General features: G+C 73.2%; 10 protein-coding genes. 2 read left to right on the forward strand and 8 right to left on the reverse strand.

What is annotated here, in order from left to right:
• Window positions 1-2: 2 nt before the first annotated feature.
• Entirely contained in the window at window positions 3-569 is a 567-nt protein-coding gene (locus ACYVIP_RS25630; protein WP_460400683.1) for a TetR/AcrR family transcriptional regulator, read from the reverse strand.
• A 108-nt stretch (window positions 570-677) separates the two neighbouring features.
• On the opposite strand from ACYVIP_RS25630, the gene ACYVIP_RS25635 reads away from it, so the two are divergent.
• A complete protein-coding gene (locus ACYVIP_RS25635) occupies window positions 678-1,595 on the forward strand; it encodes an alpha/beta hydrolase family protein (protein ID WP_460400705.1) in 918 nt (305 codons plus the stop codon).
• Window positions 1,596-1,600: 5 nt separating this feature from the next.
• Here the strand turns inward: ACYVIP_RS25635 and ACYVIP_RS25640 are convergent, their stop codons facing one another.
• Genes ACYVIP_RS25640 through ACYVIP_RS25650 form a run of 3 tightly spaced genes read right to left on the reverse strand, consistent with a single transcriptional unit; the run spans window position 1,601 to window position 4,339 of the window.
• The gene (locus tag ACYVIP_RS25640; protein ID WP_460400685.1) at window positions 1,601-2,641 is read right to left on the reverse strand and encodes an alcohol dehydrogenase catalytic domain-containing protein; all 1,041 of its coding nucleotides are present in this window, start codon (window positions 2,639-2,641) and stop codon (window positions 1,601-1,603) included.
• A gap of 47 nt (window positions 2,642-2,688) precedes the next feature.
• Window positions 2,689-3,543 (reverse strand): phosphate ABC transporter ATP-binding protein, encoded by an 855-nt coding sequence (locus ACYVIP_RS25645; protein WP_460400687.1) that lies wholly within the window; start codon window positions 3,541-3,543, stop codon window positions 2,689-2,691.
• Window positions 3,536-4,339 carry a hypothetical protein gene (locus tag ACYVIP_RS25650; RefSeq protein WP_460400689.1) on the reverse strand — a complete coding sequence of 268 codons (804 nt, stop codon included), beginning with the start codon at window positions 4,337-4,339 and terminating at the stop codon, window positions 3,536-3,538. Before ACYVIP_RS25650 ends, ACYVIP_RS25645 begins: the two co-directional genes overlap by 8 nt.
• A 314-nt stretch (window positions 4,340-4,653) precedes the next feature.
• Between ACYVIP_RS25650 and ACYVIP_RS25655 the strand changes: the two genes are divergently transcribed.
• Window positions 4,654-5,592, forward strand: coding sequence for a substrate-binding domain-containing protein (locus tag ACYVIP_RS25655; protein WP_460400691.1), 939 nt, complete (start codon window positions 4,654-4,656; stop codon window positions 5,590-5,592).
• Window positions 5,593-5,672: 80 nt separating this feature from the next.
• On the opposite strand, the gene ACYVIP_RS25660 is transcribed toward ACYVIP_RS25655, so the two are convergent.
• The 4 genes from ACYVIP_RS25660 to ACYVIP_RS25675 all read right to left on the reverse strand — a co-directional run.
• A complete protein-coding gene (locus ACYVIP_RS25660; protein ID WP_460400693.1) occupies window positions 5,673-6,803 on the reverse strand; it encodes an esterase-like activity of phytase family protein in 1,131 nt (376 codons plus the stop codon).
• 149 nt (window positions 6,804-6,952) lie between these two features.
• A complete protein-coding gene (locus tag ACYVIP_RS25665; protein WP_460400695.1) occupies window positions 6,953-7,708 on the reverse strand; it encodes a lytic transglycosylase domain-containing protein in 756 nt (251 codons plus the stop codon).
• Entirely contained in the window at window positions 7,705-8,676 is a 972-nt protein-coding gene (locus tag ACYVIP_RS25670; protein ID WP_460400707.1) for a sortase, read from the reverse strand. Before ACYVIP_RS25670 ends, ACYVIP_RS25665 begins: the two co-directional genes overlap by 4 nt.
• A 2-nt stretch (window positions 8,677-8,678) precedes the next feature.
• The coding region (locus tag ACYVIP_RS25675; protein WP_460400697.1) for a hypothetical protein at window positions 8,679-8,978 on the reverse strand (300 nt) is incomplete at its 5' end.

The raw sequence follows: 8,978 nt of genomic DNA on the forward strand, positions 1-8,978 counted from the left end.
TATTAGCCCGGGACGCGCAGGCCGGCGATGAGCAGCTCGACCAGCCGGCGCGCGTCGTAACGGGCGCTGTTGCCCGCCCCCGCGCACAGCCCGCCGACGCCACGCATCAGCTCGTAGGCGTCCTGGCCGGGGCGGATCTCCCCCGCCGCGACCGCGGCGTCGAGCAGGTGCACGCAGACGGGCTCCAGCCGCTCGAGGAAGTAGGAGTGCAGCGGGTCGAAGCAGTGGTCGTCGGACTGCAACACCGCAGCGAGCCCGTGCTTGGTGACCAGGAAGTCGACGAACAGGTCGATCCAGCGCGCCAGCGCGGCGTGCGGGCTCTCGGTGGCGGCCACCAGGGCCGGGCCAGCCTCGGCGAGCGCCTCGACCTGGTGGCGGTAGACGGCGACGATCAGGTCCGCCCTGGTCGGGAAGTGGCGGTAGATGGTGGCCGTGCCGACGCCGGCCTTCGTCGCGATGTCGCGGATCGGCGCCTCCACCCCGGCGGCGACGAACACCGCGGCCGCCGCGTCGAGCAGGGCCTCCTCGTTGCGTCGCGCGTCGGCCCGCTTTGGCCGCTGATCGGTCACCTGTCCGTCCTCTCACCACGGAGTTTGCCAACCGGGACAGTGTCCCATATCGTCAAACGGGACAGTGTCCCGTTTGCAACCGTCAGGAAGCGCGCGATGAACACAGCAATGGGTATCGACCTACCAGCGACGACGATCGTCTCCGTGAAGCCGGTGGTCCTGCCGGCCGGAGACCGCGGCACGGACCTGCGCGTGCGCGTGACCGCGCCGACGACCGGCCACAACCTCCCGGTCGTCGTCTTCTCGCACGGCTTCGGCTCGTCCATGGACGGCTACGGCCCGCTGGTCGACTTCTGGGCCGCGCATGGGTTCGTGGTGGCGCAACCGACCCACCTCGACTCCAGGACGCTCGCCCTGCCGCCCGACGACCCCCGCACGCCCCGGATCTGGCGCCACCGGGTCGCGGACCTGACCAGCGTCCTGGACCACCTCGACGTGCTCGCCGCCGCCGTGCCCGGTCTCGCCGGCCGGCTCGACCCGTCCCGCGTCGCCGCGGCCGGCCACTCCTTCGGTGGCCAGAGCGCGGGAAGCCTGCTCGGGCTGCGGGTGCTCGACCCGGCGGGCGAGCCAGGTGAGGACCTGTCCGATCCGCGCGTCACGGCGGGTGTGCTGCTCGCCACCGCCGGCCGGGGCGGCGCGGACCTGTCCCCGTTCGCCGCCGAGCACTTCCCGTTCATGAACCCCAGCTTCGCGCACCTGACCACCCCGGCCATCGTGGTCGCCGGCGACCGGGACGACTCCCCGCTGACCGTGCGCGGCCCGGACTGGCTCACCGACCCGCACGTGCTCAGCCCCGGCGACACCAGCCTGCTCACCGTGTTCGGCGGCGAGCACTCCCTGGGCGGGATCCCCGGCTACGAGGCCAGGGAGACCACCGACGAGAGCCCGGCACGGGTCGCGATGATCCAGCACGTGACGCTGGCCTACCTACGCCACGCGCTGGACATCGAGGACACGAGCTGGGCGGCGGTGCGCAAACACCTGGCCGAGCAGAGCGACCCACCCGGCCGCATCGAGTCCACATAGGACCGTCAGGAGAAGTCGAGCACCAACCGGCCACGCAGCCCGCCGGCCGCCAGCAGGCGGTGCGCCCTGGCCGCCTCCTCGGCCGGCAGCACGTCGGCCACGTGCAGCGACAACGTGCCGTCCTCGACCTGACGGCGCAACAGGTCCAGCCGATCGGTGTCGGTCATCGCGTCGGCGACCATCACCGGGTACACCCGGATGCCGCGCTCGGCCGGCCCGGACCAGCCACGCAACTGGGCCAGCGCACCGCCGTCGGCGATGGCCGGCACCGTCTCGGTGGTCTGCAGCGAGCCGTCCACCAGGCCGGGCACCCCCTCGGGCGCCAGCTCGCGAATGCGCGCGGCGACCTCGGCACCCCGCGCGACCACGTGGTCGGCGCCGAACCCGCGCACCCGGTCGACGTCGCCCGGCGCGGCGTCGGCGATCACGGTCAGTCCGTCGGCCTTGGCCAACTCGACCGCGTACCCGCCGACGGCGCCGGCGGCACCGGTCACCGCGACGGTGCCGGTCCCCAGTGCAGCGAAGGGCTCCTTCACTGCGCTGGACGCAGCGAAGGGACCCTTCGCTGCGGTACCGGGGCGCAGGCCGCTGGCGGGGGTTCCGCCCGGTGGCACGGCGAGCTGGTCCAGTGCCAGGCGCGCGGTCAGCGCGTTCATCAGCAGGGTGGACGCGGCGGGGAGATCCACCCCCGCCGGCGCCGGCACCACCGAGGCGGCGGGCACCACGACCCACTCGGCGTAGGCACCACCGTGGCGACTGGTGAACAGCACCATGGCGACCACCCGTTGGCCGACCGACAGCCGGTCGTCGACCCCCTGGCCGAGCTGGTCGATCACGCCGGCGGCGTCCATCCCGGGCACGTACGGCGGCGGCCGGTCGCGCAGGCGGACGGCGTGGCCGCCGGTGCGCAGCATGACGTCGGTCGGGTTCACCGCGGCCGCGTGCACCCGGATGCGGACCTCACCCGGTCCGGCCTGCGGCTCGGGTAGCTCCACGACGGTCAGCACGTCCGGACCGCCGAACTCATGGACACCAATGGCTTTCATGCCCGGGTGCAACCGGCCTCGCCGGCACCGCATTCCCTGCCGGCCGCTCAGCCGAAGCGGCCGTTCACGTAGTCGTTGGTGCGCTCGTCGGTCGGGCTCTCGAAGATGAGCCTGGTGGGGCCCGCCTCCACGATCCGGCCGGGGGTGCCCTGCTCGGCGAGGAAGAACGCGCAGTGCTGGGAGACCCGCGCGGCCTGCTGCATGTTGTGCGTGACGATCACGATCGTCACGTCGCGGCGCAGGTCGTGGATGGTCTCCTCGATCCGCCGGGTCGAGGTCGGGTCCAGCGCCGAGCACGGCTCGTCCATCAGCAGCACGTCCGGGCGCACGGCCAGCGAGCGCGCGATGCACAGCCGCTGCTGCTGGCCGCCGGACAGCGCCCCGCCCGGCTGGCGCAGCCGGTCGCGGACCTCGTTCCACAGCCCGGCGCGGGTGAGGCACTCCTCGACCAGGTCCGCCTTCGCTCCCCGGGGTACGCGGGTGCCGGTGAGCTTGAGCCCCGCGGTCACGTTCTCCCCGATCGACATGGCGGGGAACGGGTTCGGCTTCTGGAACACCATGCCGATCCGCTTGCGGGTGTCGGTGATCCGCCGGCCGGCGGCGTAGATGTCGTCGTCGTTGAGCCGCACCTCGCCGGCCAGCGACGCCGAGGGCACCAGCTCGTGCATCCGGTTCAGGATGCGCAGGAACGTGGACTTCCCGCAGCCGGACGGGCCGATCAGCGCGGTCACCGAGCCGGCGGCCATGTCCAGCGACACCCGTTCCAGCACCTTGTGCTCGCCGAACCACGCGGACACCGACCGCGCGGACAGCGCAGCCCCGCCGGGGCGGCCGTTGTCACCGTGCTCGTCGTCGTTGGGCGCCAACGGGTTCAGGTCGAGCAGCGTGTCGCCGTCAGTCATCGTCGTCCGTCCGGTCGCGACGGACCAGGCGCAGCAGCCCGGTGCCGTTGGCGAACAGCACCGCGCCGAGGCCGACGATGGCCGCGACCGCGACCCCGGTGGCGGCCAGCCCGCCGCCGGCGTTGTTGGCGGTGTTGACCACGCCGTCGGTGGGCACCGGGGTCGTCGGCAGGACGCTCGGCGGATCGGTGGCCGGGTCCGTCGACTCGGTCATCGACGGGGTGCTCGACGGCGGGTCGGACGAGGGCGGGGTCGAGCTGTCCGGCGGCGGCGCGGTCGTGGTGGTCGTCGTCGTGGTCGTCGTGGTCATTGTCGTGGTCGTGGTCGTCGTGGTGGTCGGTGGCTCGTCCAGGCACGGGTTGGACCGCTCGATCGGGCCGACGACCGGGGTCAGCGTGGTGCCCGGCCCGGTGCGCACCGCCATGGTGTTGGTCCACGGCTCATCGACGCCGACGCCGTTGGTCAACGTGTAGGACTTGGTCTCGTTGGGGCCCAGGCGAACCAGGCCCGAGGACGGGCTGCGGCCGTCCGACCATTCCAGCCGCACATAGAAGTTGCCGACCGGCGTGCCGGTGGGGTTCGGGTTGGTCAGCTCGGCGACATAGGTGATCGTGTCGTCCGCGCCACAGGTCACGGTGTAGGTCGCGGTCGGCGGCAACGCCTGCGCGGCGGCCGGCGGCGCCTCGATCGCCAGCAGCACCCCCAGTCCGCCGACCAGGAACGCCAGACCCGCGACCGCGGTCCAGATCCGCCGCGCCCGATGCCGGGCGGTGGGCGGTGCGGGGCTTTGCTGCATGGCGAACGGCCTCCCGGGCGACACGACGACGCGCTCCCCCAACGTGAGCGCAGGACTGCTGCGGCCGTGAGCGTCCTGGACCAATGCGAACTCCGGGCGCCGCCTGGATGAACGGGAGGTTCTCTGGACACGCAGGATTGCCGACCTCGGCTGGTTGAGGCCGTTGTTCACCTCGGTGCCGTGTCCCGCTCAACGCACCGATGCGATGACGGGGTGGTTACGCGCAGGTCACTCGGACGACGCTCGAACCGTGCCCCAAACGGGCATCTTCCCTCGGGAAGCTTGAGAATCCTTTGACAACAAGGAGAACTCGCATGCGTTCCACCCTGCGCAGGGGCGTCATGGTCGCCATGGGCGCCGCGGCGGTCCTGAGCCTCGGACTGGGTTCCGCCCAGGCCGACCCCAGCTTCGTGCCGGACGCCGATGACCTCGTCGGCACCGGGTCGGACACGACCCAGTTCGTGACCGACAGCCTTGCCGACGCCTACGACCCGGCGCCCGGCACCGCGCGGCTGGCCTCGTTCGACGCCGTCAACCCGCAGACCGGCCTGCCAGGCGACCAGATCGAGATCCGGCCGGGCGTGTTCGTCGCGCGGCCGAACGGGTCGTCTGCCGGCATCCGCGAGCTGACCAACAACACCGACGTGGACTTCGCGCGCTCGTCGCGTCCCTCGAACGGCACCACGGCCGAGGACGCGCTGTCGTTCATCCCGTTCGCCCTCGACGGGCTGAGCTACGTGGTGGACGACACCACCTCGGTGCCAACCAACCTGACCGCCGCGGACCTGCGGGACGTCTACACCTGTGCGCTGCCCGGGTTCAACGCCAAGCTGCCGCAGGACGGCTCAGGCACCAGGACGTTCTTCCTGGCGCAGATCGGCGTCTCCGAGAGCGAGATCGACGACGCGGTCGCGGCCGGCTGCGTGGACGACACCGTGCAGGAGCACGACGCGTCCGCTGTGGACGGTGACGAGTTCGCGCTCGCGCCGTTCTCCGAGGCCCGGTTCCGCGAGAACCCGCCCAACCCGACCAACCCGCCCTCGGCCTCGATCGACCTGGCCAGTGACCTCGACTCCGGCGCGTTCTACGTGACCCGCGAGGTGTACCACGTGGTCCGCGACACCGAGGTCAACGACGCGGCCATCCAGGCCGTGTTCGGCCCCGGCGGCTACCTGTGCACCGAGCTGGCCGACGGCGAGCAGGGCTTCCTCGCGCTGGACAGCGGCTGCGGCGTGCCCGACGGCGACGTGTGACCGACTGAGCAGCACCTGATCCACCGGTAAAACCCGAGGGCCGGGAGGCGAATCGCCTCCCGGCCCTCGGCATTTCCCGCTCAGGACAGCGTGACCGCCAGCGCGATCAGCTGGGTGCGGCCGTCACCGTCGTTGTCCGACACCAGGATCAGGGTGCGCTCCCCGCTGGGCAGCGTCGGACCCCAGGCGATGCCCTCGATGTTGCCCACCCTGGACAGACCGAGGTCGGCCAGGTTGAGCAGTTCCCGTTTCGACACTGGCGTGTAGGTGGCGCCGTCGAGGGCGGCCAGCGGCAGGACGGTGCGCGCCCCGGCGGTGCTCGCCTCGAACAGCCGCACCGAGTGGCCGCCGCGGAGCAGGGTCGCCCGCTCCACGGTGAGCAATCGGCTGGCGTCCCTGGCGAGGATCTCGGACAGGCCGTTGTCGCACGCGCCGGCCGGCACCGGGTCCAGCTCGTAGGCCAGCTGGCTGGCCACCGTGCCGGTGGTCCGGTTGGCGAAGTTCAAGCGGACCGGCGCACCGGTCGTCCTGGTCGGCTCGGCGCCGTCCTGGAGCAGCGGGCCCTCGGTGGCCGAGATGGCCTGGGTGCCCGACGCGCTCAGGGTCAGCGACTCGAAACCCCGGTCGTCGCGCGGTCCCTGCCGGCCGGCGCTGGCCGCGTGGTGCGGCGCGGTCGGGTGCTTGGCGAGGAGAACACCGTCGGCGCCGGCGTCGCGCACGGCCGGGTCGATCAGCGTCGGCCGCCCCCAGCTCGGCACGTCCCGGCGGCCCTCGCTGGCCCACAACAGCGAGCCGTCCGCCCGGTCGACCCGGATGGCCTCCGGGTCGACGCTGCCCGTCTCGTTCCGCCTGGCCTCCGGGAACGCGGTGCCGTCGGCCTGCCGCAGCGCCGACACCGAGTTCACGGTGACCCCGTGGAAGCCGTCGGTGTCCACGGCCAGGTCCGCGGTGTAGAACCGGGCGGGCGCCCGGCGCGTCGACTCGTCGCTGACGAGGTACCACTCGTCGTTGGTGGCGTCGTAGTCGATGCCGGACAGGTCACCGACCCTGGTGCCGCCGAACGTGGTGTGCTCGGCGAGGAACCGCTCGCCGAGCACGCGGAAGGTGTAGCCGGGAACCTCGACCGGCGCCGCGGCGGCCACACCCGGGGTGACCACTGTGGACACCGCGGCCGCCGCGACCGATAACGCCGCGATCGAACGTCTCTTCATGGGGGACCTTTCCTGCCTGTCGCCAGAAGGCGAACGCCGCTCGGTCGGATCGGACCGAGCGGAGACAATTCACCAGCACCAGATGAATGGCCCACGACACCGGAGTTGTCCGGACACGTCCAGCGGGGGCACTGCGCCTCCCCGGCACGTCACGCCCGTCGGCTCAGCTCCGCGTACTCGTTGGTGGCCGACAGCACCGACGCCGCGTACGCCGTGGAGGCGTTGTAGCGCAACACGGCCGTGTGCCAGTCCGTTGTGGTGGACAGGTCGCCGCCGGCGGCGCACAGGTAGCGGCCGGCGGCCACCGCGGCGTCGTCGACGTCCTGCGGATCGGTGGCGCCGTCACCGTCGCCGTCGGCCGCGAACTCCCGCCAGGTGCCCGGAACGAACTGCAACGGCCCGACCGCGCGGTCCCACACCGGGTCCCCGTCGTAGTGGCCGTCGTCGGTGTCCTGGATGGCCGCGACGCCGGGCGAGCCGTCCAGCGCGAGCCCGATGATCGGCCGGTCCGGGCGACCGTCCCGCCCCAGCGCGCGCCCGGAGAACCGGCCGTGGTCGGACTCGACGCTGGCCACCCCGGCGATGGTGGCCCAACTGAGCGCGCAGTCCGGCCGCTCCGCCGCCAGCAACACCTCGGCGTGGCCGTAGGCGGCCACCGCCCGCGCGGGAATCCCGGTGGCCGCCGCCATCCGGCCGGCCCACGCGGCGTAGGTCTCCTGCGGGGCGACCACCGGCGCGGCACCGGCCGGCGCGGCCGGGACCGCCGGCGCGGGCACCCCGCCGCCGGTGACCAGCGGCACCGGGGCGGGTCGGCTGGACAGGGCGACCACGCCGAGTGCCACCGGTCCGGCCGCCGCCAGGACGCCGACCGTCCACAGTAGAACGATCCGGAACCGTGCGGTCACGCCAGGTTGGGCAGCAGCCGGGCCACCGACTCGTAGACGTGCCACAGCACCGCCAGCACCGCGGGCAGCCCGACCAGATGCGTCTCCCATCGGCCCCACCGCACCCGCAGCCAGGCCATCGCCACCGCGAGCACCGCGAGCGCCTGCATCCACAGCACCAGGTTGAGCAGCGCGGGCCGGTCGCTGGCCAACGACCGCTCCTCCGGCGGGATCAGCGCCGGTCGCTGCGCCGCGGGCTGGGAGTCGCCCGTCATCAACGCGTCGACGAACACCGTGTGGTCGGGCTGGAACGGGTTCGCGCCCTCGGCGGTGACCATCGTGAGCCTGCTGCCGCCGTCGACCACCGCCGACAGGTCCGGCAGCGGGTCACCGTCGCGGCGCACCCCCTCCACCTCGTAGGTGAACTCGCCCTGGAAGGTGACCACGGTCAGCTCATCTCCCGGCCGCAGCCGGGAGATGTCCCGGAACGGGCCGCCGAAGGTGGCCGACCGGCCGTAGAGCAGCGACACGCCCTGCTGCCCCGGCAAGGGGGTGTCCCGCCGGTGCCCGGGACCCGACATCAGGTCACCGGAACTGGTGCCCTCCACCACGACCTGGCGCAGACCGATGCCGGGCACGTCCAGCACGGCGATCGGCGCGCCGGCGGGGATCAGCACGTCCTCCCCGTCGTCGTAGATCGCCGGGACCGCCCGCTCGCTCTGGCCGTCGGCGCTCACCTCGGCGCCGGTGTAGGGCGGCACACCCTCGGCGATCGGGCCGCGCAGCCGGGAGTACAGCACGTCCTGGTTCGCGTCCTGCTCGATCGGGCTCAGCAGCACCAGATAGCCGGCGAACCCCAGGGCGCCGACGGCGAGCAACGCCAGCACCCGGTTGGCCAGCCGCGCCCGGAACGACGCCTCCCGGACCGGGGCGACCGGTTCCACCGGCGGGTGCTCGGCCGACTCCTCCCTGACCGGCGTGTCGACCATGGTCACCGGCGCACCACCGCGCGGATCGCCCGGCGGACCGGGTGATCCGGCCGGGAGGCCACCTGGACCGCGCCCGCGGCCACCGCGGCGAGCAGTCCGAACGCGACCAGCAGCGGGAACGCCCAGCGCGACAGCCAGGACTCGGTGCCCTCGGTCGACGCGACCGTGCGCGGGTCCTTCTCCCTGGCGGCGTCCCGGTCGGCGCGCTGAGGCGACACCGGCGCCCCTTCCCCGGCCACCGGATCGACCGCGCCCGGCCCGCCGGACTCGCCGCCGCCGGGCACGCCGCCGAGCGGTCCGCC

Source organism: Actinophytocola sediminis, from assembly GCF_054779715.1.